This window comes from Xanthomonas sp. NCPPB 2250 (assembly GCF_056725265.1).
The window spans coordinates 4,933,195-4,957,003 of the sequence record NZ_CM161520.1; the positions used below are offsets into that span (position 1 = coordinate 4,933,195).

The following is a 23,809-nucleotide window of genomic DNA, read 5'->3' on the forward strand; positions in this document are numbered from 1 at the left end:
CGGAGTGGTGGAGGCGCACGCGACCACGGCGTGTCGGCTTCCTATCTAGGGGGTGGGCGGCGGCAACGCAAGCCCTGGCCGCCACGGCCGCTGAAGCGTTGCCGCGCGCATTGAAAGCCCGCTGGAAACTGGCTACTGTCCAGGGCGCGGCAGGATGCTCGGCGTTCACGGCACCCTGCAGGCCGCACGCCGCCTCCGTGAGGAATGCCGTCCCTTCGCCGATTCCGTCTCGTGAGCCGCGTTTCCGATCCCACCCCGTCCCCGCTCGCCGCTGCCGCCAACGCCCCACTGCGGGTGGCGTTGCTGGAGGACGACGATGTGCTGCGCGACCGCGTGTTGCTGCCGGGCCTGCAGCGGCACGGCTTCGAGGTCACGCCGCTGCGCACCGCGCAGGCGCTGTGGGCGGCGCTGGAGGCACAGCGTTTCGACCTGATCGTGCTCGACATCGGCCTGCCCGACAGCGACGGCTTCACCCTGACCCAGCAACTGCAGGAACGTCGCCCCGGCATGGGCATCGTCATCCTCAGCGGCCGCGGCGAACAGCCGGATCTGGTGCGCGGGCTGGTCCAGGGCGCGGATGCGTACCTGATCAAGCCGGTGCAGATCGAGATCCTCGCCGCCACCTTGTTCAGCGTGGCCCGGCGCATGCTGCGGCCGAGCGCGCCGGCCAGCGAGGAGTGGCAACTGCAGGACGACGGCTGGTGCCTGTTCGCGCCGGACGGGCAGGCGGTGCCGTTGACCGCGTCCGAACGCAAGGTGCTGCAGAGCCTGTGGCAGGCGCGCGGACGCCTGGTCAGCCGCGATGCGTTGATCGGCATGCTCGGCGGCAATGCCGGGCTGGAGATCGATCCGCACCGGCTGGACGCGTTGCTGCATCGATTGCGGCAGAAGGTGCAGGAACGCACCGGCAGCGCGCTGCCATTGCGCGCGGTGCGCGGCGAAGGCTATCTGCTCATGCCGCAGGAGCGCTGAGCCCGGCCAGCGGCAGGCGCAGCACGAAGCAGGTGCCGGCGCCGGGCGCGCTGCGCACCTGCAGGCTGCCCTGCGCCTGTTGCGCCATCTCGAACGCCACCGCCAGACCCAGCCCGGTGCCCTGCCCGGCAGGCTTGGTGGTGAAGAACGGCTCGAAGATCTGCCGTTGCACAGCCTCGCTCATGCCCACGCCGGTGTCGGCGATGGCGATGGCGACGGCCTCGCCATCGCGGCGCAACTGCAGCGAAAAGCAGCCGCCGCCGGGCATCGCATCGCGTGCGTTGGCGGCGAAGTTGAGCAGCGCCAGATCGAAGCGGCTGCGATCCAGGAACACCGGCGCCGCTTCGGTGGCCAGATCCAGGCGCACCTGTACCGCGGCACCGAACAGTTGTCGCAGCATCGGCTGCAGGCTGCGCAGCGCTTCGCCGGCATCGAAGCGCTCGGGCACGCTCGCCTCGCGGCGACTGAAGCTCAGCAGCTTGCGGCTGACCGCCACGCCGCGATGCGCGGCCAGAGCCACGCCTTCCAGTGCATCGGCCAGCACCAGCGCATCGCGCGGCGGGTGATAGTCCAGTTCGTGCACGCAATGGCGTTGCTCGGTGTAGCCGAGGATCGCACTGAGGATGTTGTTGAAGTCGTGCGACACGCCGCTGGCCAGCTGCTCCACCAGCTCGATCTTCTGCAGATGCAGCAGGCGTTGCTGCGCCAGGGTGCGTTCGCGCATCTCCACGCGCAGGCGCGCGGCGCTGCGCCGCGCACGCCACAGGCTCTCGCGCAGCGCGGCGACGGTGCGATCCAGCACCAGGGTGATCATCAGGTAGCTCAGCGCCAGCGAGGGCAGGTTCTGGAACGGGCTGCGCGTGCCGCGCGGGTCCTGGCCCCAGGGACTTTCCATGCCCAGCCAGAAGATCAGTGGGATGCACAGGTACACCAGCCACAGTGCGCGGCGCCCGATCACCAGCGCGGCCAGGGTCAGCATCATCATCGGGTACGGATCGAAGGCCTGCAGCTGGTAGCCGAACGCCAGGTTGGCGGCGACCGCCGAGCACAGCACCACCGCGATGAACGCGGCGGCGGCCTGTTTCAGCAGGCCGCGGCGGATCATCCAGACCCCGCCCCAGGCGGCGGCAGCGATCGCCGCATCGGTGCCCACGTCGACCGCCAGCTGCATCGTGCTCATCTCGATGCGCGGTGCGGTCAGCAGGTGGTAGAGCTTGTTGAGCGGGATCTCGCTGCCCAGGAACACGAACAGCACCTGCAGCGCGGGCGCGTTGCGCCGGTCGAGCGGATCGGCGATCGGCACCCGGCGCAGCCACAACGAGAGGCGCCGCCACAGCCGCGCGGCAAGCGCGACCGGCGCAGAGTGCGCACCCCATCTCACCCAGGCTCCCATGACGGTGAGTCTACCGTGAGGGAGACGTGAATTTACGTGCATTGAAGGGGGCTGGGCTTGCGGCCTTAATCGGGCCTGACTCGTTGTCGGGACGACGCTCCCGGCCCCAGCCCGGAATCGACCATGCCTCTTCTGCCCAATGCCCTGCGCGCCGCCGTGCGCCCGCTGTCGTCGTCCTCGTCCATCCTGCCGCAGGCCTCTGACGGTCTGTTGACCGCCGCGTTGCTGCTCGCGCTGAGCCTGCCCTCGAGCGCCTTCGCGGTCACTGCCACGGCACCGACCGCGGCGACCCAGCCGCCATCGCAGGCGCCGCAGGGTGACGCCGCTGCCACGGCCACCCCCACCGAGACGGACAGCGCCGACGCCGACGCGGCGCCGCAGGACGCCACCACCCAGGACGTGCAGCCCGGCACCCAGAACACCACCCACTACTTCCTGGCCGAAGGCTTGAACGACGGCAGCGACTACGCCAGCGCCGCCGGCCTGCGCGCGGTGGCGATGGGTGCACGCGCCGACGCCTCCGGCGCCTTCGCCATCGCGATCGGCCACCACACCGTCGCCTCCGACAGCGCCGCCATCGCCATGGGCGACGGCGCGGTCGCCAGCGGCACCTCGGCGATCGCGATCGGCGGCAGCTTCTTCGGCAGCACCTACGGCGACTCGGCCGGCGCGCAGAGTACCGGCTTCGGCTCCCTGGCCCTGGGCACGGCCGCCACCGCAACCGCTGACAGTGCCAGCGCGCTGGGCTGGAACACCAGCGCCAGTGGCTCCGGCGCCACCGCAGTGGGTGCCACCGCGTCGGCCAGCGCCAACTACGCCACCGCCAGCGGCTCCTCGTCCAGCGCCAGCGCCGAGCAGGCCAGCGCGTTCGGCTATGCCGCCAATGCCAGCGGCACCGGCGCCGTCGCCAACGGCGGCTACAGCGTCGCCTCCGGCTTCTTCGGCGTGGCGATGGGCTACACCGCCACCGCCAGCGGCGACGGCGGCATCGCGATCGGCGACAGCGCCTCGGCGGCCGGCCAGCAGAGCGTGGCGATCGGCGCCAGCAATGCGGGCGTGCCGGCGCAATCCAACGGACTGGGCGCGGTCACCGTCGGCGCCGGCGCCTGGGCGCTGTCCGACTACGGCACCGCGCTGGGCTTCGACAGCCATGCCGACGCGGACTACAGCATGGCGCTGGGCGCCTCCGCGCTGGCAACCAGCACCAATGCGCTGGCGGTAGGCGCCAGCTCCTTCGCCGACGGGCAGGACGCCAGCGCCTTCGGCGCCATCGCCAGCGCCAATGCCGCCGGCGCCACCGCGCTCGGCAGCGGCGCCTCCGCACTGACCGCGGGCAGCGTCGCGCTGGGCTACAACAGCGCCGCCACCGGCGCCAACAGCGTGGCCATCGGCGCCGGTTCGATGGCCGACCGCGACAACGCGGTCGCCTTCGGCAACGACGGTGCGCTGCGCCAGCTCACCTACATCGCCGCCGGCACCGCCGACACCGATGCGGTCAACGTGCTGCAGTTGCGCAGCATCGCCAGCGCGCTCGGCGCCGGCAGCGCGGTCGGCGGCGATGGCAGCTTCAGCGGCGGCAGCTACCTGATCCAGGGGCGCAGCTACGGCACGGTCGGCTCGGCGCTGTCGGCGCTGGATGGCGCACTGTCGGCGCTGGACACCCGGGTCGGCAGCGGCGCCGGCGGCGTGGCGGTGGGCGGCGGCGGCACCGGCGGCCCCAGCGTCGGCGCCGGCACTAATGCCGTGGCGGTGGGCGCCCAGGCCACCGCCAACGGCCAGAACGGCACGGCGATCGGTTCCAACGCGCTGGCCTACGGCCCCAACGACACGGCGCTGGGCGGCAACGCACAGGTCAACGCCGACGGCAGTACCGCGGTCGGCGCCAACGCCAGCATCAGCGCCAATGCCACCAACGCGGTGGCGGTCGGCGAAAGCGCCACGGTCACGGCCGCCTCCGGCACCGCCGTCGGCCAGGGCGCGTCGGTCTCGGCGAACAATGCCGTGGCGATCGGCCGCGGCTCCTCCGCCACGCGCGCCAATACCGTCTCGGTCGGCAGCGCCGGCAACGAACGCCAGATCAGCAACGTCGCCGCCGGCAGCGCGGCCACCGATGCGGTCAACGTCGCGCAGATGCAGGCCGGCGACAGCGCCACCCTGAGCAGCGCCAACGCCTACACCGACAGCCGCATGGCCGGCTGGGACGACAACCTGACCAAGCTGCGCACCGACACCGACCAGCGCTTCCAGCACCTGGACCGGCGCATCGACCGGATGGGCGCGGTCAGCGCCGCCTATGCCGGCATGGCGGTCAACACCTCCGGCCTGGCCGGGGCCAACCGCATCGGCGTCGGCGTCGGCTCGCAGGGCGGCGAAAGCGCGCTGGCGGTGGGCTACCAGCGCGCGATCGGCAACCGCGCCAGCGTCTCGCTCGGCGGCGCCTTCTCCGGCAGCGAGAAGAGCGTGTCCGCCGGTGCCGGCTTCAGCTGGTGACACGGCCGCAGGTGCCGCCCCTTCCTTGATTTCCACGCCTTCGTCGATCTTCGCAGAGACACCGCCATGACCCACGCCACCCCGCTTTCCCGCAACCTGCTCGCCCTGTCGCTGGGCCTGGCCCTCGCCGGCACCGCGCAGGCGCAGACCGCCCCGCGCTTCTCGGTCCTGACCCAGGCCGCGCCCGGGCAATCCACCGTCTACGACGGCCTGATCGTGACCTACCGCGACGGCAGCAGCGCCGTCCACGACACGCGCGCCGCCAGCGCCACGCTGAACCAGATCATGGCCGCGCGCAGCACCGCCAGCACCTGGACCAGCACCTACCGGCAGACCGCCCCGGCCTTGAACCGGGTACGTCGCCTCGCCATCGGCGCCGACCTGGTGCGGCCCAGCCGCGCGCTGACGCCATCGCAGCTGCAGACGCTGATCGCCAGCCTGAAGGCCGACCCCGCAATCGCGCACGTGGAGCCCAACCTGGTGCTCAAGCCGGTACGCAGCGCCGCGCAGGCCACGGCCAGCGCGGCAAGCGCACCGAACGATCCCGGCTACGCCGTGCAGTGGCACCTGCGCACGCCCGATGGCCACCTGGAAACGCTGGCGCCGGAGACCACCGGCTATCCCAACCGTGGCGGCATCGATCTGTTGCCGGCCTGGCAATACGGCACCGGCCAGGGCGTGGTAGTGGCGGTGATCGATACCGGCATCACCGCGCATCCGGACCTGGATACCTCGCTTGCCAGCGCCGGCTATGACTTCATCAGCGATGCGCTGATGTCAGGCCGCGCCAGCAACGGGCGCGTCGCGGGAGGCTGGGACACCGGCGACTGGACCACCGACGACAAGTACCTGGTCGCCAACGGCGGCTGTGCGCAACCGCAGGAACAGACCGACAGTTCCTGGCACGGCACCCATGTCGCCGGCACCATCGCCATGCGCACCAACAACGGCATCGGCATGGCCGGGATCGCGCCGGACGCGAAGATCCTGCCGATCCGCGCGCTCGGCCATTGCGGCGGCACCACCGCCGACATCGCCGATGCCATCGTCTGGGCCTCCGGCGGCCACGTCGACGGCGTGCCGGACAATACCAACCCCGCCGAGGTGATCAACATGAGCCTGGGCGGCGGCGGCGCCTGCGCGCAGGATTCGGTCACCGCCAATGCCATCGCCAGCGCCATCGCGCGCGGCAGCGTGGTGGTGGTGGCCGCGGGCAACGACAACGCCGACGCCGCGGGCTATTCGCCGGCCAGTTGCCCGGGCGTCATCAACGTCGCCGCCACCGGCATCACCGGCGGTCGCGCCTACTATTCCAACTTCGGCAATACCATCACCCTATCCGCGCCCGGCGGCGGCGTGTACGCCAACGATGCATCCAGCGGCGCGGGATCGGTGCGCACCGGCCTGGTCTGGTCCACCCTCAACAACGGCACCCATGGTCCGGACCAGCCGGCTTACGCCGGCTACGCGGGCACATCCATGGCCTCGCCGCACGTGGCCGGCGTGGTCGCGCTGGCGATCAGCGCGGCGATCAACGCCGGCCGGCCGGTGCCGACGACCGCGCAGATGCGCGACATCCTGACCCAGACCTCCAACGTGTTCCCGGTGAAGCCGACGCTGCGCATCGGCGCCGGCATCCTCAATGCCGGCAAGGCGGTCGCGCGCGCTGCAGGCGCCAGCGGCGGCGGCGAGGAAGCCACCGCCACGACCATCACGCGCGGCACGCAGAGCCGGCTGTCCGCCGCTGCGGGCCAGGGGCCGCTGTACCGCCTGGATGTCCCGGCCAACGCACGCAACCTGCAACTGCGCACCCTGAGCGGTAGCGGCCAGCTGCGGCTGTACGTACGTGCGGTGCGCGCACCCAGCGCCGACGGCAGCGATGCCGACTACAGCTCGGTGCGCAACGGCACCACGCAGAACGTGCAGATGGCACTGCCGGCGACCGGCAGCTACTTCTTCCGCCTGGTCGGCGGCAGCGGCGGCTACGCCAACGTGACCCTGTCGGTGAGCTACACGGAGTGACCGAACGCCACGGGCGCTGCCGCGGCGGCACCCGTGTTCACGACGGGTTGGCGACCTCGATCAGGTTGCCGTCCGGATCGCGGAAGTACAGCGACAGGATCGGTCCGCGGGCGCCGGTGCGTTGCACCGGCCCGTCCTCGATCGGCACGGCGGCAGCGCGCAGTTCCTCGGCCACCTGCGCCAGCGGCGTGGCGGTGAGAAAGCACAGATCGGCCGAACCCGGCGTCGGCACCCGCGCCTTCGGGTCGAACTCGCGGCCATGCCGATGCAGGTTGATCTTCTGCGCGCCGAACGCCAGCGCCTTGCGGCCTTCGCCGAAGGTCACCACGCGCATGCCCAGCACCCGCGCATAGAACGCACACGTCGCCTCAATGTCGGCGACGGTGAGGACCAGATGGTCGAGATGGTCGATCTGCATTACGGAATGCTCGTTGGAGGGCGGCTCACTCGCCGCGCGGCGGATGCGGCCCGAAGCGGCCGTAGGGGCGGCTGTCGTCGGCGCCGCGGCGCAACACCTGCGCGGCGACCAGGCCGATGCCCAGCAACACCAGGCAGCAGGCGACCAGTGCGTTCCAGCCGCCGTGCTGCCACGCCGCGCCGCTGAGCGACCCGATCACGCTGGCGCCGGCGTAGTACGCCAGCAGGTACAGCGAGGCGGCATGGCCCTTGAACTGCCCGCCAAGGCGCCCGACCCAGGCGCTGGCCGCCGAATGCGCGACGAAGAAGCCGATGGTCAGCAGCACGATGCCGGCGATGACCGGCACCAGCGCATGCGCCAGGGTCAGCGCCACGCCCAGCGCCGCGGTGGCGATGCCGGCCAGCACCACCGGGCCGCGACCGAACCGGTCCGAGGCGGCGCCGGCGACCGAGGACGATACGATGCCGAACACGTAGGCGCTGAAGATCATGCCGAGCTGGCTCTGGCTCAGCCCGAACTCCGGCCCGCCCAGGCGGAAGCCGGCGTAGTTGTAGACGCTGACGAACACGCCCATCGCCAGGAACGGGATCGCGAACAGCCACGGCAGGTGGCGATCGCGCAGATGCCCGCCCCAGGCGCGCAGGTGGAAGCGCAGATTCACTCCCTGGCGGCGCACGAAGTGCCGCGACGGCGGCAGCAGCAGCACGAAGCCGACCGCGGCCAGCAGATCCACCGCGCTCAGCGTGGCCAGCGCGGTGCGCCAGTCGAAGTGGTCGGTGAGCATGCTCATGCCGATGCGGCCGACCATGCCGCCGAACGCATTGCCGGCCACGTACAGCCCGGTCGCCGCGCCGAGCCGGCTCGCCGGCAGTTCCTCGGCCAGGTACACCATCGCCACCGCCGGCACGCCGCCCAGGGCGATGCCGGACAGCGCGCGCACCACCACCAGCGCGCCCCAGTGCGGCAGGTAGGAGGCGAGCAGGTTGAGCAGCGCCGCCAACGCGATCGACACGAACATCAGCCCGCGCCGGCCCAGCGTTTCCGACACCGCGCCAGCGCAGAAGATCGCGATCGCCAGGCCGCCGGTGGCCAGCGACAGCGGCAGCGAACTGGCCGCCGCGCTGAGGCCGAACTCGCGGGCGAACTCGGGCAGCAGCGGCTGCACGCTGTACAGCAGCGAGAAGGTGGCGAAGCCGGCCAGGAACAGCGCCAGGCGGATGCGCAACAGCGGCGCATCGTCCACGGCGTGCACCGGCGGGCATTGGCTGGAGGCGTTCACGGTGTGGGTCGCGGCGGGAGACGGATGGCCAGTATTCGCCTGCCGCCACCCGGCGTCCAATATATGATCGACCCACTCTCCATATGTTCTGGATATGACATGGAATTGCGCCACCTGCGCTACTTCCTGGCCGTGGCCGAGGCCGGGCACTTCACCCGCGCCGCCGCGCAGCTGGGCATCCAGCAACCGCCGCTGAGCCAGCAGATCCGTGCGCTGGAAGAGGAACTGGGCACACCGTTGTTCGTGCGCACGCCGCGCGGCGCCGAGCTCACCGATGCCGGCCGCGCCTTCCGCACCGAAGCCCGGCGCGTGCTCGCCGACCTGGAACGCGCCGGCGATGCCGCGCGCCGCGCCGCACGCGGCGAGAGCGGTGTGCTGCGGCTCGGCTTCACCGCCTCGGCCGCGTTCAACCCGATCGTACCGACCCTGGTGCGCGGCTTCCGCCGCGGCTGGCCGGCGGTGACGCTGGCGCTGGAGGAGACCAACACCGCCGGCCTGCTCGCCGCACTGCTGCAGGGGCGGCTGGATGCGGCCTTCATCCGCTACAGCGTGGCCACGCCCTCGGAACTGCAGTTGCTCAAGCTGCCCGACGAACCGATGAAGATCGCGGTGCCGGCGGCGCACCGCCTGGCCAAGCGCAAGCGCGCACCGCTGTCGGCGCTGGCAGGCGAACCCTTCATCCTGTTCCCGCGCAGCTTCGGCACCAGCCTGTACGACGAGATCCTCGACGCCTGCCGTCAGGCCGGCTTCGAACTGAAGATCGAACAGGAAGCGCCGCAGATGTCGTCCATCGTCAACCTGGTGGCCGCCGAACTGGGCGTGTCGGTGGTCCCCGCCTCGACCGCGCAGGTGCAGTTGCCCGGCGTGCGCTACCTGGACATCGAAGGCCGCGTGCCGATGGCGCGCCTGGCCCTGGCCGCGCTGCCGGCCACCGCGCAGGCGATGCCGATCGTGCGCCACCTATGGCAGCTGGCGCAGGGTCATGCGGCGGGCAGGCGCGGGTAGGGGGGCTGCACTCCCCTAGCGGCAATGTAGGAGCGGCTTTAGCCGCGACGGGCTTCACCGATAGAGCTTATCGCTGCTAAAGCTCACTTGTGCGGCTGTGCTTGTCCGACGTGTAAATCAAGCAGCAACAGCAATAGCAATAGCAACGGCTTTCGCCTTGCGGCGAGTTACTTTTCTTTGCTCGCGCAAAGAAAAGTAACCAAAAGAAAGCGCGCCCTGCCTACGCGCCCTCCGCGCTTCGCGCTCCGGGTCCGCGTCCATCCCGGGGATCCGCGGAAGGGGCATCCTGCCCCTGCCGCGGACGGCGCACGTCCATGTGCGCCGCCCCTTCGGGGTTTTTCCCCGACCTGGCCGCCGCTTCGGAAGGGAACCCGGTAAGTCAAAAGCCGAAGCAACAGCAAAGGCCGAAGCGACTGCCGCTGCAGCGCACACCCCCGTCATTCCAGTGTCCGCCAGCGAATGCGCTCCGCTTTGTAGCCCATGTCGGCTGTTGATCGTGGTGGACACGCAACGACGCTGGTTTTCGAAGAAGCTGCAGGCGCGGTTGTGCGTGGCGTGCAGGTGGCTGTGCCGGCGTGTGCCCAGCTCAGGCGCATCACCATTGCAATGCCGTATGTATGCGCTCCGCAATAGCTTTTGCTATTGATGTTGCGTTGGCTTTTGACTTACTGGGTTCCCTTCCGCAGCAGCGGATGGGCCGGGGAAAAACCCGAAGGGCGGCGCACATGGATGTGCGCCGTTCGCGGCAGGGGCAGGATGCCCCTTCCGCGAATCCCCGGTGCATCCGCGGACCCGGAGCGCGTAGCGCGGAGGGCGCAAGGCAGGGCGCGCTTTCTTTTGGTTACCTTTTCTTTGCGCGAGCAAAGAAGTACTTCTCAGCAGCCGAAGGCTGATCAAAGTAACTCGCCGCAAGGCGAAAGCCTTTGCTTTTTGCTTAAAGCTTTCGTGTCGGACAAGAAGAACCGTAGGAGCGGCTTCAGCCGCGACAGCCTCTATCGGGAAAGCCCGTCGCGGCTAAAGCCGCTCCTACGAGGAACGCGGCGCGCTCAACCCAGATGCGTGCGCACCGCTTCGTCGATCTTGGCCGGCGGCACGAAGCCGGGCACCCGCGCCACTTCCTCGCCCTGGCGGAACAGCATCAGCGTCGGCGTCTGGCGCAGGCCCTGCGCGCGGAAGAACTCCTCACCCACGTCTTCCATCTTCACCTTGAGCAGGGTCACACCCTGCGCACTCTCGCCCTCGGCGAAACGCTCCAGCGACTTGTCGAGCATGCGGCAGCCGGGGCAGTTGTCCTTGTTGAAATCGGCCAGCACGCGCGGGTGCGCGGCGAGCGCATCGGCGAACTGTTCGGCACTGGAAACGGTGATGGTGGTGAGCATGGAACGAAACCTTGTCTGATGTCGGAAGAAGCCCGGCGTGCGATGAGGACACCGGCGATGCCAGAAAAACGGATGAACGACGACGGCGTCAGCCGCTGCCATGCAGCGGCAACACCCTCGCAGCGAAGCCCGCCGCGCCCGCGGAAGCGGGCTCGGCAGCGGCCACCGGTACATCGCCTGCCGATGACGCGCGCGCCGCGCGCAACGCCAGCACCTGCGCGCACCACGCGTCGATCGCCGCGTTGTCGCGGTCGCCATGCGGCATCTGCTCGATCTCCAGTCGCGGATAAGCGCTGTCGAAGAACCGCGCGATGCGCTTGACCGCCCCGCAGTAGTACTCCAGCCCCCACTGCGTCTCACCGGTGCCGAACGCCGCCACCTCGATCGTCTTGCCGGTGGCCTCGACCAGCTCGGCGATGTAACGCTTCATCTCCGACGGCGTGCGCCCGGCGTTGTCGCTCCAACTGCCGAGCAGATGCAGATCGAAGTCCGCCGCGCGCGCGGCGTCGCCGAGCGCACCCTGCAGCGTCTGCAGATCGGTGTGGATCCAGATCACTTCATGCCCCGCCGCCTCGCACTGCGCATGCACGCGGCGGGCAACGTCGCGGGTATTGCCGCTGAGCGAAGCGTAGGCGAGCAGGATACGCATGGGGCGGGGATTCGGGAGTGGGGATTCGGGATTCGTCAGAGCAGGATGGCGGTGCTTCACCAATCCCGAATGCCTAATCCCCAATCCCGGCCCTTCAAAGATCGTCGAAGCCGTTGTCCGAGTTGGTCTTCTTGTAGCTGGCGTTGCGCATCTCGAAGAAGTCGGTCTTGGTCTCGGTGAAGTTGTCGGCGTAGGCCTTGATCCACGGCATCACGTTGTCGCTGGCGCCGCTGTACAGCTTCTCGATGCCGAGCATGCCGGACATCTTGTTGGCGCGGTACTTCACGTACTGGATCATCTCGTCCACGTCGATGCCCTCGATGCCGTCGAGCACTTCCGAGGACCACTCGGTCTCCAGGCGGATCGCGTGCTCGAAGGCCTGATGCACGTAGTCGGTCAGTTCGTTGGTCTGCAGCTCGGCGTTCTCGCCGATGATGGCGCGGATCAGCTCGCTGATGAACTTGGTGTGGGCCAGCTCGTCGCGGTTGATGAAGCTGATGATCTTGCCGGTGCCGGTCATGCGGTTCTGCCGCACCAGGTTGTAGAAATACGCGAAGCCGGAATAGAAGTTGATGCCTTCCAGGATCGAGGACTGGATCAGCGAGCGCAGCAGGGTCTCTGCGGTCTTCTCGCGCATGAAGTCGTCGTAGGCCTGCATGATCGGCTGGTTGCGCGCGATGATGGTCGGATGCGTGCGGGCGATCTCGAACACGCGGTTCTGGTCGGCCAGGCCGGCGATCGAGGCCAGCACATACGAGTAGCTCTCGTTGTGGATCACTTCCTGCTGGCCGATGATCGCGGCGTTGGCGTGCGCAGCCGGGTCGGTGATGTATTCGGCGACGTTGTAGATGAAGCGCGTCTGCGGCGAATCCAGCGTGGCCAGCAGGCCGATGATCGAGTCGTAGGCGTTCTTCTCGCGCGCCGACAGCTCCCCGTACTGCTTGGCATCGCCCTTCATGTCCACTTCGTCGGGGATCCAGAAGTTGGTCGACAGTTCCTTGTACGCCCGGTAGAAGGACGGGTACGGGATGTCGTTCCAGTTGAGGATGCCGCTGGTGGTGCCGTTGATGATGCCGGTGGAGCGGTTGGGGTGCAGCGGTTCGAGGATCTTGATGCGGTCGAGCGCGATGGCCATGGATTTGCTTCGGTAGTCGGTGAACGGCGCCGACGGGCGGCGCGGGAATGCGGGATGCGCGCGGCAGGACCGGCCTGCCGCGCGGCGCGGGCGTCAGACGCCGGCGATCAGCTCGAGCACCACTCGCACTCGCTGATGTCGATGTCGTTGGAACGCACGTAGTAGGTGGTCTTCAGGCCTTCCTTCCACGCGGTCATGTGCAGGTCCAGCAGGGTGCTGGCGCGGATGCCGCTGGGCACGTAGAAGTTGAAGCTGATCGACTGGTCGACGTGGCGCTGGCGGCGCGCGTTCTGGCGCACGCTGGCGAACTGGTCGACCTTGTAGGCGCCCTTCTCGTAGTACGGATAGGTGTCCACGGTCAGCCCCGGCGCCACCACCGGACGGCGGAAGTCCTTCTTCTCTTCGTAGTAGAACGCGCTGTAGATCGGGTCGATCGACGCGGTGGAGCCGGCGATCTGCGCGGTGCTCATGTTCGGCGCCACCGCCACCATCCAGGCGTTGCGCACGCCGTGCACGCTCACCTGCGCGGCCAGTTCCTGCCACTCGGCGCTGTCGTAGCCGCGCTTGCTGAAGTACTCGCCGTTCTGCCAGTCGCTGCCCTTGAACACCTTGTACGCGCCCTTCTCCTTGGCCAGCGCCAGGCTCGCCTGGATGGTCAGGTAGTTGATGCGCTCGTACAGCGAATCGCTGTACGCCTCGGCGTCCGGCGAATTCCAGTCGATGCCCTTCTGCGCCAGCAGGTGGTGCCAGCCGAAGGTGCCCAGGCCGATCGCGCGGTACTTCTGGTTGGTGATGGTGGCCTGCGGCACCGGCAGCTCGTTGAGGTCGATGACGTTGTCGAGCATGCGCACCTGGACGCGGATCAGCCGCTCCAGGATGTCCGGCGACAGCAGGTCCGGCTGCGCGGTGACCGCGCGGCCCAGGTTCACCGAGGACAGGTTGCACACGACGAAGTCGCCGGCCTGCTTGGTGGTGACGATCTGGTCGCCGCTGATCATCTCCTGGATGACCCGCGTCGGGCTCATGTTCTGCAGGATCTCGGTGCACAGGTTGCTGGAATACACCATGCCCTGGTGCTTGTTCGGGTTCATGCGATTGACTTCGTCGCGATAGAACATGAACGGGTTGCCGGTCTCCAGCTGGCTGACCATGATCCGCTTGAACATGTCGATGGCCTTGACCACCTTGCGGCCGATGCGCTCGTCGGCCACCACTTCCTCGTACTTGGCGCGGAAGCTGCCTTCGCCGCGCTTCTCGTCGAAGAAGTCCTGCAGGTACCAGCCCTTGACCTCCTTCACCTCGTGCGGGTCGAACAGGTACCACTCGCCGCGGCGCTCCACCGCTTCCATGAAGATGTCCGGCACGCACACCGCAGTGAACACGTCGTGCGCGCGCAGGCGCTGGTCGCCGTTGTTCAGGCGCAGGTCCAGGAACGCCTCGATGTCGCGGTGCCAGATGTCCAGGTACACGGCGATGGCGCCCTTGCGCTGGCCGAGCTGGTCCACCGACACGGCGGTGTTGTTGAGCTGCTTGATCCACGGCACGACGCCGCCGCTGGAGTTCTTCACGCCGCGAATCGCCGAGCCGGACGAACGCACGTAGCCCAGGTAGGCGCCGACGCCGCCGCCGTGCTTGGACACGCGCGCCACGTCGGTGTTGGAGTCGTAGATGCCCTGCAGGCTGTCGTCGACGGTGTCGATGAAGCAGCTCGACAGCTGCCCGCCGATCTTGCCGGCGTTGGCCAGGGTCGGGGTAGCCACGGTCATGTAAAGGTTGGACAGCGCCCAGTAGGCCTCGCCCACCAGCTGCATGCGGCGCTCGCGCGGCTTCTCGTCCTGCATCAGGTACAGGGCGATGGTCAGCCAGCGCTCCTGCGGCAGTTCGTAGACCTTGCGCGAGTTGTCGGTGGCCAGGTAGCGCGTGGCCAACAGGTACAGGCCGTTGTAGGCGAACAGCTTGTCGCGCTCCGGATCGATCATGCGGCCGGCTTCGGCCAGTTCGTCCTTGGAGTAGTTCTTGAGGATGTCGATCGAGTACACGCCGCGGTCGGCCAGGCTTTCCTGCAGGCCGACGTAGGAGCCGTACTTCTCGCCGGCATCGTAGAAACGGTTCTTGCTGGCGCGCTTGTACAGGCGGTCCAGGTACAGGCGCGCGGCGAAGTACTCCCACTCCGGCGTGGCGATGTCCACGCGCGACTCGGCCTCGCGGATCAGGTAGTCGACCATGTCGTCGGCCGACAGGCTTTCCTTCTTCTCGATGAAGGCGAAGGCCTTGCGCTCGTAGTCGCTCACGTCCAGCTGCGGGAACTCGGCGTGGATCCGGTCCAGGGTGCGTTGCAGGCGCGAGCGGTCGAAGGCCATGCGGCGGTTGCCGCCGTCCTTGACGATCCAGGTCACGGCGCGCTGGTCGTTGCTCGGCTCGCTGCTGGCCGGCTCCGGCTGGGCAGTGGCGGCAGCGGTCGTGGGGTCGACGGCGGCGTCGACGGACGCGGTGGCCGGCAGGCTGTGGGTCTGGCTCATGAAGGTCTCCAAGCGTGGTGCACGCGGCCGCCCGACCCTCGCAGGCAGCTGTCCGACCGGGTCGCAGGTGGGCAGGCGGTGTCGCGAAGACTGCAAACGGCGCAGGCACCGGGCCTGCGGGCGGTCATCGCTGCACCGACCCTCTCCCCCCGGAGAGCGCGCGGTCGGCGCCGCGCGGTGTGCTTCGCGCGGCTGTCGGCAGGTCTTCGGGCTGATGGGCAACGGCCGTGGCCGGTTCCTAGCCCGTCGCTTCCCAAGGCGGGCGCCTCAGTGCGGATGACGGGTTCGTTCCCAATTACCGCTGCGGGGCAGCGCCGGAGTTGGCGTTGGCACGCCGCACCGGCTTCCCTTTTGATCCCGCGGCTTGGGGCCGCCGGAACCGACCACCCCAAGATAGTGGGGTCGGCCGACGACGTCAACGCTAAATGTAGGTGGAATTACGAAAACCTAAGCCTGGCAACGGTTTGCCGATGGCAGCCGATTCCGGCCCCGTCGCGGCAGCCATTCGTGGCCGTGACGGGGCCGTGAAGCCGGCCGCGGACAGGGGCATTTCTGCCCCCGAACATTCCGACCCGCGCCCTCGCCTACGGCCGGCACGGCACCACGGTGCCGCTCGCATCGGTGCAGGTGCCGGTGTGGACGACGCTGCCGTCCTGCACGCTGGTGCTGCCCTGGTAGCTGCCCTGCGTGCCATCGACGCTGCTCTGGCGGCTGCCGCTGAGCGTGCCGTCGGCGGCCCGGGCCAGGCTGCCGCTGCTGCTCGCGCTGGCACCGTCGGCGCGCTGGACGCTGGCACTGCCCTGGCGGCTGGCGCTGCCGTCGGCGTTGCGCTCGGCGCTGCCCTGGCGCGTGGCGCTGCCGCCGGCGGCGGCCGTGCGGGTAGCGGCGCTGCGCGCGCTGGCGTTGCCCTGGCCGTCGGCCTGCCATTGGCGGGCGCGCTGCACGCTGCCGTGGGCGCCGCTGGCGCTGGCCTGCATGGCGGCGTGGCGGGCGCCATCGGTGCCGCCGGCGGTGCGCGTGCGGGTGTGTTCGCGTGCCGGTGCGCTGGGCGCGACCAGGACGCCGGCGGCCAGCGCCAGCAGCAAGGGAGTGATGCGACGGGACAGCGACATGGCGTTCTCCGGTGACGGCAGCGGCGTGCTGCCGAGCGTCACCGTAGCCATGGCGCCGGCGCCGCGGGCGCCGCATCGGCCAGCAAATGTTGCCGAACGCCGCGGCGGAAACATCCGCTTACAGTTGCGCCGCGGCGGCCGTTGCCGCGGGGCCGCGGCGCAGCCGATAGTGGCGTCCATGGACGATGCCGCGCCCGCTCCCCGCCTGCTGCTGGTCGACGACGACGACCGCCTGCGCGCCCTGCTGTGCCGCTACCTGGAGACCCAGGGCTTCGCGGTCAAGGCGGTGGCCGACGGCGTGCAGCTGCAGCAGGCGCTGGCGCGCGGCCACTACGACCTGGTGGTGCTGGACCTGATGCTGCCCGGCGAGAACGGCCTGGAGATCTGCCGGCGCCTGCGCGGCCAGGGCGACGCCACCCCGATCGTGATGCTGACCGCCAAGGGCGACGAGATCGACCGCATTGTCGGCCTGGAGATCGGCGCCGACGACTACCTGCCCAAGCCGGTCAACCCGCGCGAACTGCTGGCGCGGATCCGGGCGGTGCTGCGGCGCACCCGCCCGGGCGGGGCCGGCGCGCCGCAACCGGAGGGCGGCGAGATCGGCTTCGGCCGCTTCCGCCTGCACCTGGGCCGGCGCGAGCTGCGCCGCGATGGCGAACCGCTGAAGCTGACCACCGCCGAGTTCGCGGTGCTGTCGGTGCTGCTGCGGCACCCGCAGCAGCCGCTGAGCCGCGACCGCCTGTCCAGCCTGGCGCACGGCCGCGAACACGAGCCGCTGGGGCGCAGCATCGACGTGATCGTCGCGCGGCTGCGCAAGCTGCTGGAGGACGACGTGCGCACGCCGCGGCTGATCCAGACCGTGTGGGGCGTGGGCTACGTGTACGTGCCGCCGGAGCCGCAGTCATGAGCGCGCCCGCCTCCCGCGCCAGCGGCTGGCCGCGCAGCCTGTTCGGGCAACTGGCGCTGGTGATCGCGCTGGTGCTGGCCGGCGCCGGCCTGCTGGCGCTGCTGCTCGGCCGCGAACTGGCATTGCGGCCGGCAGCGCAGCAGCAACTGCGCATGCTGCACGGCTTCGCCAATGTCGCCGAGGCGCTGCAGCGCTCGCCGGCCGCCGCGGCGCTGGCGCCGGCGTTGCGCGAGGCCGGGCTGCAACTGCGCAGCGCGCCGCCCACGGCCAGCGCCGCCGGCCCGCTGGCCGACGCGATGCAGCGCCGCGCGGCCGACCAGCTCGGCCCCGGGCGCGCGCTACGCCGTGACGCCGACGGCACCCTGTGGCTGCAACTGGCCACGCCGACCCCGCTGTGGGTGGCGTTTTCCAGCCAGCCGCGCGGGCACGGCCTGCGCCGGTTCTCGGTGGCGATGCTGGCCGGCTGCGCGATGCTGGTCTGGCTGGCCGCTGCGCTGGTCGCGCGGCGCCTGGTGCGGCCACTGCGACAACTGGCGCAGGCCGCGCCGCACCTGGTCCGCGGCGAACAGGCCGCACCGATCGCCACCGGCGGTCCGCGCGAAGTCGCCGCGCTGGCGCAGGCGCTCACCGAGGCCAGCGCCGACGTGCGCCACGCCGCGGCCGAGCGTGCGCTGCTGCTGGCCGGCATCTCCCACGACCTGCGCACCCCGCTGACCCGGCTGCAGTACGCGCTGGCGCTGCTGCCGCAGGTGGAGCCGGAACTGCGCGAAGGCATGGAGCGCGACATCGGCGAGATCGACGCGATCCTGGCGCAGTTCATCGCCTACGCCCGCGACGGCCGCGACGAACCGGCCGTGGCGCTGGACCTGGTCGACCTCTGCCGGCAGGCGCTGGGCGCGGCGCAGCCCGGCTGGGAGGCCGTCCTGCCCGCGCAGGCGCCGATGCACGGACGGCCGCTGGCGCTGCAGCGCGCGCTCGGCAACCTCATCGGCAACGCCGAACGGCATGGCGCCGCGCCGTTCCAGCTGCGCCTGCACGGCGACGGCGGCGATGGCTGGCGCATCGAGGTGCGCGACCACGGTCCCGGGCTGGATCCGGCGCTGGCCGCGCGCGCGCCGCAGCCGTTCGTGCACGGCGGCCACGGCGGCAGCGGACTGGGCCTGGCGATCGTCGAGCGGGTGGCACGCCAGCATCGCGGCCAGTTGCTGCTGCAGCCCATCGCCCCACACGGCCTGTGCGCCGTCCTGCACCTGCGCCCGGCCTGAACCGGCGCGCGCCGGCGCCTGCAGCGGCCGGCGCACGCCACGCCCCTCCTCGCCGTTCTTCATGGAGTGATCCGCATGCGCCTGTCCCGCCCCTCGCCCACCCACGGCCTGCTCGCCTTGGTGCTGCTGCTGCCGTTGCTCGCCGCCCCCGTCCACGCCCAGGACGGGCGCCTGCGCGCCCGCCTGCTGCAGCGCCTGGCCGCGCGCGACGGCGCCGACAGTGCACGTGGGCCACTGCCCGCCGGCGCGCAGGTGCTGCGCGACGTCGCCTACGGCCAGGACCCGGCGCAGCGCATGGACGTGTACCTGCCGGCCGGCGCGCGCCAGGCGCCGCTGATCGTGATGGTGCACGGCGGCGGCTGGGCCGACGGCGACAAGGACAACCCTGGCGTGGCCGCCAACAAGGTCGCGCACTGGCTGCCGCAGGGCCATGCGCTGGTATCGGTGAACTACCGCCTGCTGCCGCAGGCCACGCCGCTCGAGCAGGCAGAAGACGTGGCGCGCGCGGTCGCGCGGATCCAGCAACTGGCGCCGCAGTGGGGCGCCGACCCGGCGCGACTGGTGTTGATGGGCCACTCGGCCGGCGCGCATCTGGTGAGCCTGCTGGACCTGTCGCCGGACCTGCTGGCGCAGGCCGGGGCGCGCCGCCCGCTGGGCACGGTGGCGCTGGACAGTGCGGCGATGGACGTGGAGCAGGTGATGCAGCAGCGGCATCTGCCGCTGTACGACCGCGCCTTCGGCAGCGACCACGGCGACTGGATCGCCGCCTCGCCGTACCACGTCATGGGCGCGAGCGCGCCGCCGCTGCTGGCGGTGTGCTCCAGCCGCCGTGCCGACGCCTGCGCGCAGGCGCGCCATCTGGCCGCCAAGGCCAACGGCCGCGGCATCCGCGTCGAGGTGCTGCCGCAGGACGCCAGCCACGCCGAGATCAACCGCGACCTGGGCCTGCCCTCGGCCTATACCGCGGCGGTGGACGCGTTCCTGCATACGCTGCGCTGAGCGCCGCGCGTGGTTCCTGCAGCCGGCAACGCGCTCAGGCCACCATGCACTGCTGCAGCAGCAACGGCAGCGCCACCGCCGCGCTGTCGCGCCAGTGCAGATCCGCGCGCGCCGACAGCGCGCTGGGTTCGGGATTGATCTCGACCACGCAGGCGCCGCGCTCCTTGGCCTGTAGCGGCAGGCTGGCGGCCGGATAGACCAGGCCGGAACTGCCGATCACCAGCACCAGGTCGGCGGCGTCGGCGGCGCTCTGCGCGCGCGCCCACTCCGCCGCCGGCAGCGCCTCGCCGAACCACACCACGCCCGGGCGCACCGTGCCGCCGCAGGCCGCGCACACCGGCGGCGCCAGGCGCTGGCTGGGCGAGTGCACGTCCACCGGCGGCAGCAGCCCGCGCCAGGGCTGGCCGCAGTCGCTGCAGCGCAGCGCCGACAAGCGGCCATGCACGTGCGCGGCGACCTCGCTGCCGGCGCGTTGGTGCAGGTCGTCCACGTTCTGGGTCACCAGGGTGGTGTGGCGGACCTCGGCCAGACGCGCCAGCGCCAGGTGCCCGGCGTGCGGTTGCGCCTGCGCCACGATCGCCATGCGCCAGCGGTACCAGCCCCAGACCAGCGCCGGGTCCGCGCGCCAGGCGTCCTCGGTGGCCAGTTGCTCGGGATCGAAGCGCGACCACAGGCTGTCGTCCTGGCCACGAAAGGTCGGCACCCCGCTCTCGGCGGACATGCCGGCACCGGTCAGCACCAGCAGACGGCGCGCGCCCTGCAGGAAGGCGGCGACGGTCTCGGCGTTGTAGGCGGAACTGAGCATGGCGCGCTCGATTTGATCGAGCTCACACTATTGCACCCCCGCGGGGTGGTCTCAATGTGCGTGGCAACACGCGCGGCGCCCACAACGCGAACGGGCAGCCAGTGGCCGCCCGTCGTGTGTCGCCCTGGACCGGCGCAGGCGCCGGCCCGGACATCGCGCTGGCTCAGTCGAGCACGACCAGCTTGACGTCGATGTTGCCGCGGGTGGCGTTGGAGTACGGGCACACCTGGTGCGCCTTCTCCACCAGCGATTCCAGCGTCGCACGCTCCAGGCCCGGCGCGGCGATGCGCAGTTCCACGGCGATGCCGAAGCCGCCCGGGATCTGACCGATGCCGACGTGGCCCTCGATGCTCGTCTCGGCCGGCAGCGCCACCTTCTCCTGCCCGGCGACGAACTTCAGTGCACCGATGAAGCAGGCCGAGTAGCCGGCCGCGAACAGCTGTTCCGGGTTGGTGCCGTCGCCGCCTGCGCCGCCCAGCTCGCGCGGGGTCGACAGCTTGACGTCCAGTGCCTTGTCAGGGGTGGCGGCGCGGCCGTCGCGGCCCCCGGTGGCGGTGGCAGTGGCGGTGTAGGCGATGGTGGTCGGTGAAGCCATGGTGGTTCTCCTTGGAGGGCGGCGTCGTGGCGCCAGGGGTGTAGGGGGTTGGGTGATCGGGGAAGGGAATTGCTCAGGCCGCGGCCTGCAGCTTGCCGCGGACCTCTTCCAGGTCGTGCTTGAGCCGGGTCAGTTGCTGCAGGTCGCAGGCGACCGCGCACAGCACGCCTTCCGGCACCGCCTGCGCGCGTGCGCGCAGGGCCTGGCCGTCGGCGGTCAGCGCGATCAGCACGCGGCGCTCGTCCTCGGCGGCGCGACTGCGGGTCAGCAGGCCGACCGCCTCCAGGCGCTTGAGCAACGGGGTCAGCGTGGCCGAATCCAGGAACAGCTTCTCGCCGATGTCCGAGACGCTGCGCTGGTCCTGCTCCCACAGCACCAGCATCACCAGGTACTGCGGGTAGGTCAGGCCGAGGTCGCGCAGCAGCCCACGGTAGAGCTTGTGCATCGCCAGGTTGGCCGAATACAGCGCGAAGCACAGCTGGGTGTCCAGCTTCAGCAGGGCGGTGGCGTCGGGGGAAGTGGTGCGGTCCATGGGCGCTACATTACATAGTGCGCGATTTAATAGCAAGCGATATTTATCGCTCCACCCGACTCCTGGCTGAAGCGGGCGCCGCCCTCCCCTCGCGCGGCCAGCGGCGCAGGACGACGCTGCGCGCAACTCGAGGAGCTTCCGCATGCGCGCATCGTTCCTGCTGCTGGCCGCGCTCGGCGCTGCCCCCGCGGCGTCCAAGGCCGTGCCCAATACACTTCCCGATGGCCCGGTGCTGGTCGGTGCCGGCGCCGACGCGCTGGCCCGCGAAACCCGTCGCCAGTGCCCCGGTGTGCCGACCGATCGGCTCACCCCGGCCGATCTGCTCGATGCCGAGGAGACCTTTCGCGATGGCGTGTCGGCGGCGCAGCGCCAGGCCATGGACCGGCAGTTGCCGCAGGACGGCGCGTCCGGGCCGGCCCGCTGCGCGCACAGCGCAGGCGGCGCCGGTTGCCCGGCGGCCGCCTATCTGGAAGAGATCGCCGGCGCGGGCCTGATGCCGCGCTTCGTCGCCGGGCTGTGTGCGCCCGGCGCGGTGCGCTGAGCGCGCGCCGCGGACATCGGCTCTGCGCTCAGACCCGGTGCGCCGCCGCCAGGTACTCGGCGCTCTGCATCTCGATCAGCCGCGAGGCGGTACGCTCGAACGCACCGGCCAGGCGCTCGCCGGTGTACAGCAGCGGCGGCGGATCCTGCGCGGTGCAGACCAGGTTGACGTGGCGGTCGTACAGTTCGTCGATCAGGTTGACGAAGCGCCGCGCCGCGTCCTCGTTCATGCGGTCGAAGTGCGGGATGCCGCCGAGCAGCACGGTGGTGAACTCGTGCGCGATCTCGATGTAGTCGCTGGGACCGCGCGGGCCTTCGCACAAGGCGACGAAATCGAACCAGACGATGCTCTTGCCGCGCGCGCGCACCGGGATCTTGCGCCCTTCCAGTTCGATGTTGCCGCGGCGCGCCTCGGCATTGCCGGTCAGCGCGCTCCAGCGCTCGCCCAGCCAGGCGTCGCTGTCCTCGGCCAGCGGCGCGCGGTACACCGGCGAACGGGTCAGCGCGCGCATGCGGTAGTCCTCGGTGCCCTCGGCGTACAGCTCCACGCAATAGGTCTGCAGCAGGCCGATCGCCGGCAGGAAGCTCTCGCGCTGCAGGCCGTTGAGGTACAGGTTCTGCGGCGCGGTGTTGGAGGTGGTGACCAGGGTCACGCCCTCGGCGAACAGGCGCTCGAGCAGGCGCGACAGCAGCATCGCGTCGCCGATGTCGGTGACGAAGAACTCGTCCAGCACCAGCACGCGCAGCCGGCTGCGCCACTCCTGCGCGATCTTCGCCAGCGGATCGCTCTGCCCGGCGTGTTCGCGCAGGCGCTCGTGCACGCCGCGCATGAAGCGATGGAAATGCGTGCGGTACTTCCGCGCGATCGGCAGACCGTCGTAGAACAGATCGACCAGGAAGGTCTTGCCGCGGCCGACCCCGCCCCAGAAGTACAGGCCGCGTACCGGCTCGGGCTTCTTCCAGAACGCCGACAGCCGGTCCAGCCAGCCCTCCTGGTCGCCGTCCACGATCGCGGTATGGATGCGGTCCAGTTCGGCCAGCGCCGCGTGCTGGGCCGGATCGTCGCGCCAGTCGCCGCGCGCCACGCCCTCGGCGTAGCGCTGCGACGGCAATGCCGCCGCGCTCACGCCTGTGCCGCCGGCAGCCAGGCCTTGACCGCGTGCTGCAGGGCACCGCGCAGGTCGATCAGCTTGCGATGGAAGAAGTGGCTGGTGTCGGGCATGCGCACCAGTTCCAGCTGCGCCTCCAGGGTCTCCAGCCAGTCGTACACGGCCTGCGGATCGACGATCTCGTCGGCCTCGCCCTGGATCACCAGCCACTGCGGCGGCGGCGCCATGCCGGAAAAATCCCAGCGCCCGGCCGGCGGCGCGATCGAGATCAGCACCTGCGGCTGCAACGCGGCGCTGGCGCGCAGCGAGACGTAGGCACCGAAGCTGAAACCGGCCAGCCACAGCGCGTCGTGCGGACGCTGATCGCGCACCCAGGCGGCCACCGCGGCCAGGTCCTGCTGCTCGCCGTCGCCGTGGTCGAAGCTGCCGGCGGACGCGCCGACGCTGCGGAAGTTGAAGCGCACCACGCGCACGCCCAGCTCGCGCAGCGCGCGCGCGACCATGGTCACCACCTTGTTGTGCATGCTGCCGCCCTCGGTGGACAGCGGATGACAGACGATGGCGGTGACCGGCAGCGCGGCGACGTCGGCGTCGGGCAGATCGACCGCGGCCTCGATCGGACCGGCGGGGCCTTGCAGCGTCAGTGCGCCGGAAGCGGTGGGGAAAGCGGGAGAGGTCATGCGG

Annotated in this window: 21 protein-coding genes and 1 riboswitch; of the genes, 8 read left to right on the forward strand and 13 right to left on the reverse strand. The window is 70.6% G+C overall.

Going from position 1 to position 23,809, the window contains the following annotated elements:
- Positions 1-231 precede the first annotated feature (231 nt).
- Complete coding sequence (locus AC1PMG_RS20280; RefSeq protein ID WP_043084845.1) at positions 232-972, forward strand: response regulator transcription factor; 741 nt, start codon at positions 232-234, stop codon at positions 970-972.
- On the opposite strand, the gene AC1PMG_RS20285 is transcribed toward AC1PMG_RS20280, so the two are convergent.
- A complete protein-coding gene (locus AC1PMG_RS20285) occupies positions 953-2,353 on the reverse strand; it encodes a sensor histidine kinase (RefSeq protein WP_481110040.1) in 1,401 nt (466 codons plus the stop codon). The genes AC1PMG_RS20280 and AC1PMG_RS20285 overlap by 20 nt on opposite strands.
- A gap of 135 nt (positions 2,354-2,488) precedes the next feature.
- Here AC1PMG_RS20285 and AC1PMG_RS20290 point away from each other — a divergent pair, with 135 nt between their 5' ends.
- Positions 2,489-4,855 (forward strand): YadA family autotransporter adhesin, encoded by a 2,367-nt coding sequence (locus AC1PMG_RS20290; protein ID WP_481110041.1) that lies wholly within the window; start codon positions 2,489-2,491, stop codon positions 4,853-4,855.
- Positions 4,856-4,921: 66 nt separating this feature from the next.
- A complete protein-coding gene (locus AC1PMG_RS20295; RefSeq protein ID WP_481110042.1) occupies positions 4,922-6,877 on the forward strand; it encodes a S8 family serine peptidase in 1,956 nt (651 codons plus the stop codon).
- 37 nt (positions 6,878-6,914) lie between these two features.
- On the opposite strand, the gene AC1PMG_RS20300 is transcribed toward AC1PMG_RS20295, so the two are convergent.
- Positions 6,915-7,295, reverse strand: a complete 381-nt coding sequence (locus tag AC1PMG_RS20300) for a VOC family protein (RefSeq protein ID WP_481110043.1) — start codon at positions 7,293-7,295, stop codon at positions 6,915-6,917.
- A gap of 25 nt (positions 7,296-7,320) precedes the next feature.
- Entirely contained in the window at positions 7,321-8,574 is a 1,254-nt protein-coding gene (locus tag AC1PMG_RS20305; RefSeq protein WP_048489192.1) for an MFS transporter, read from the reverse strand.
- A 99-nt stretch (positions 8,575-8,673) separates the two neighbouring features.
- Here AC1PMG_RS20305 and AC1PMG_RS20310 point away from each other — a divergent pair, with 99 nt between their 5' ends.
- Positions 8,674-9,579: a LysR family transcriptional regulator gene (locus AC1PMG_RS20310; RefSeq protein WP_209245012.1), complete on the forward strand. Its 906-nt coding sequence runs from the start codon at positions 8,674-8,676 to the stop codon at positions 9,577-9,579.
- A 1,046-nt stretch (positions 9,580-10,625) separates the two neighbouring features.
- Here AC1PMG_RS20310 and AC1PMG_RS20315 read toward each other — a convergent pair.
- From AC1PMG_RS20315 to AC1PMG_RS20335, 5 genes are all read right to left on the reverse strand, one after another.
- Positions 10,626-10,958: a thioredoxin family protein gene (locus AC1PMG_RS20315; RefSeq protein ID WP_017911175.1), complete on the reverse strand. Its 333-nt coding sequence runs from the start codon at positions 10,956-10,958 to the stop codon at positions 10,626-10,628.
- 88 nt (positions 10,959-11,046) lie between these two features.
- Positions 11,047-11,607 (reverse strand): flavodoxin, encoded by a 561-nt coding sequence (locus AC1PMG_RS20320; RefSeq protein ID WP_481111724.1) that lies wholly within the window; start codon positions 11,605-11,607, stop codon positions 11,047-11,049.
- A 94-nt stretch (positions 11,608-11,701) separates the two neighbouring features.
- On the reverse strand, positions 11,702-12,742 hold the full coding sequence (locus AC1PMG_RS20325) for a ribonucleotide-diphosphate reductase subunit beta (protein ID WP_010340146.1): 1,041 nt from the start codon (positions 12,740-12,742) through the stop codon (positions 11,702-11,704).
- A 107-nt stretch (positions 12,743-12,849) separates the two neighbouring features.
- Positions 12,850-15,261 carry a ribonucleoside-diphosphate reductase subunit alpha gene (locus AC1PMG_RS20330; RefSeq protein ID WP_481110044.1) on the reverse strand — a complete coding sequence of 804 codons (2,412 nt, stop codon included), beginning with the start codon at positions 15,259-15,261 and terminating at the stop codon, positions 12,850-12,852.
- A 180-nt stretch (positions 15,262-15,441) separates the two neighbouring features.
- A riboswitch (cobalamin riboswitch) is annotated at positions 15,442-15,660 on the reverse strand.
- Positions 15,661-15,845: 185 nt separating this feature from the next.
- The gene (locus AC1PMG_RS20335; protein ID WP_481110045.1) at positions 15,846-16,373 is read right to left on the reverse strand and encodes a hypothetical protein; all 528 of its coding nucleotides are present in this window, start codon (positions 16,371-16,373) and stop codon (positions 15,846-15,848) included.
- A gap of 178 nt (positions 16,374-16,551) precedes the next feature.
- On the opposite strand from AC1PMG_RS20335, the gene ompR reads away from it, so the two are divergent.
- The 3 genes from ompR (at position 16,552) to AC1PMG_RS20350 (ending at position 19,544) form a co-directional block, all read left to right on the forward strand.
- Positions 16,552-17,280 (forward strand): osmolarity response regulator transcription factor OmpR, encoded by a 729-nt coding sequence (ompR, locus tag AC1PMG_RS20340; RefSeq protein ID WP_481110046.1) that lies wholly within the window; start codon positions 16,552-16,554, stop codon positions 17,278-17,280.
- Complete coding sequence (locus AC1PMG_RS20345; protein ID WP_481110047.1) at positions 17,277-18,545, forward strand: ATP-binding protein; 1,269 nt, start codon at positions 17,277-17,279, stop codon at positions 18,543-18,545. The genes ompR and AC1PMG_RS20345 overlap by 4 nt, the downstream gene beginning before the upstream one ends.
- Before the next feature lie 75 nt (positions 18,546-18,620).
- Positions 18,621-19,544 carry an alpha/beta hydrolase gene (locus tag AC1PMG_RS20350; protein ID WP_481110048.1) on the forward strand — a complete coding sequence of 308 codons (924 nt, stop codon included), beginning with the start codon at positions 18,621-18,623 and terminating at the stop codon, positions 19,542-19,544.
- A 34-nt stretch (positions 19,545-19,578) separates the two neighbouring features.
- On the opposite strand, the gene AC1PMG_RS20355 is transcribed toward AC1PMG_RS20350, so the two are convergent.
- The 3 genes from AC1PMG_RS20355 to AC1PMG_RS20365 form a co-directional block, all read right to left on the reverse strand.
- The gene (locus AC1PMG_RS20355) at positions 19,579-20,349 is read right to left on the reverse strand and encodes an SIR2 family NAD-dependent protein deacylase (RefSeq protein ID WP_481110049.1); all 771 of its coding nucleotides are present in this window, start codon (positions 20,347-20,349) and stop codon (positions 19,579-19,581) included.
- A 163-nt stretch (positions 20,350-20,512) separates the two neighbouring features.
- Positions 20,513-20,944, reverse strand: coding sequence for an organic hydroperoxide resistance protein (locus AC1PMG_RS20360; RefSeq protein WP_017908249.1), 432 nt, complete (start codon positions 20,942-20,944; stop codon positions 20,513-20,515).
- Positions 20,945-21,017: 73 nt separating this feature from the next.
- Positions 21,018-21,476, reverse strand: a complete 459-nt coding sequence (locus AC1PMG_RS20365) for a MarR family winged helix-turn-helix transcriptional regulator (protein ID WP_481110050.1) — start codon at positions 21,474-21,476, stop codon at positions 21,018-21,020.
- Positions 21,477-21,618: 142 nt separating this feature from the next.
- On the opposite strand from AC1PMG_RS20365, the gene AC1PMG_RS20370 reads away from it, so the two are divergent.
- Positions 21,619-22,017 carry a hypothetical protein gene (locus tag AC1PMG_RS20370; protein ID WP_481110051.1) on the forward strand — a complete coding sequence of 133 codons (399 nt, stop codon included), beginning with the start codon at positions 21,619-21,621 and terminating at the stop codon, positions 22,015-22,017.
- Between the two features lie 28 nt (positions 22,018-22,045).
- On the opposite strand, the gene zapE is transcribed toward AC1PMG_RS20370, so the two are convergent.
- Positions 22,046-23,143, reverse strand: a complete 1,098-nt coding sequence (zapE, locus tag AC1PMG_RS20375) for a cell division protein ZapE (protein ID WP_017911914.1) — start codon at positions 23,141-23,143, stop codon at positions 22,046-22,048.
- A complete protein-coding gene (locus AC1PMG_RS20380) occupies positions 23,140-23,805 on the reverse strand; it encodes an alpha/beta hydrolase (RefSeq protein WP_481110052.1) in 666 nt (221 codons plus the stop codon). Before AC1PMG_RS20380 ends, zapE begins: the two co-directional genes overlap by 4 nt.
- Between the last annotated feature and the right edge of the window lie 4 nt (positions 23,806-23,809).